General features: G+C 54.3%; 1 protein-coding gene. It reads left to right on the plus strand.

Features of this window, described 5'->3' with window-relative positions; genetic code table 11:
* Positions 1-808, plus strand: an 808-nt coding sequence (locus FH603_RS28305) for a DUF4331 domain-containing protein (RefSeq protein WP_186742771.1), incomplete at both ends; no start/stop codon positions are given.

The raw sequence follows: 808 nt of genomic DNA on the forward strand, positions 1-808 counted from the left end.
CCCGAACACCATCACGATTATTGCGAACTACATTCCGTTTGAATCACCGGACGGTGCCCCCAACTTTTACGACTTCGGCACCAACGTTCGTTATGAAATCCATATCAAGAATAAAGCCTCCACGGCGGGTGACGACATCACCTACCGGTTTACCTTTTCGAAAGTGAATCAGGACCCTACCACCTTCTTTTACATTCGTCTGGGTCAGCAAAACCTGAAGACAACCTATAAATGCGAAAAGAGCACAGACGGTGGCAATACATTCACCACCATCGTAGCGAACGGTGTTGTGCCGCCCGCCAACGTAGGTCCCCGCAGTATTGAAGACAAAACGGTTGGTTTAGGCGCATCGTCCTACGACGCCCTGGCCCAGCAGGCCATCGCCAATGCCAGCACGGGCGAGAAAGTGTTCTGCGGACCGGTCGATGACCCGTTCTTTGTCGATCTGGCGGGCGCGTTCGACGTGGGTAATTTCCGGCCCGAAGGCAATGCCGTCAACTCCCCGAAGGATGCCCTCAACCGGTTCAATGTGCATACGATTGCCATCAAAGTGCCGATTAACCTGTTGCAGAAAGATGGCAAAAGCGTGGCACAGGCCGCCACTATTCTTGATCCTGATTATGTGATCGGCGTATGGGCGTCGGCTAGTCGGCAGATGATTCAGACACTTTACGCAGGTGCCGACATTGGCAACGACGGCAAGTTCGTGCAGGTATCACGCCTGGGCATGCCCCTGACCAACGAAGCCGTTATCCCCATCGGCATGAAGGACAAATGGAACGCTGCCTCGCCCTACGGCGGAGAAGAC

This window comes from Spirosoma utsteinense, from assembly GCF_014282275.1.
Classification (GTDB): Bacteria; Bacteroidota; Bacteroidia; order Cytophagales; family Spirosomataceae; genus Spirosoma; species Spirosoma utsteinense.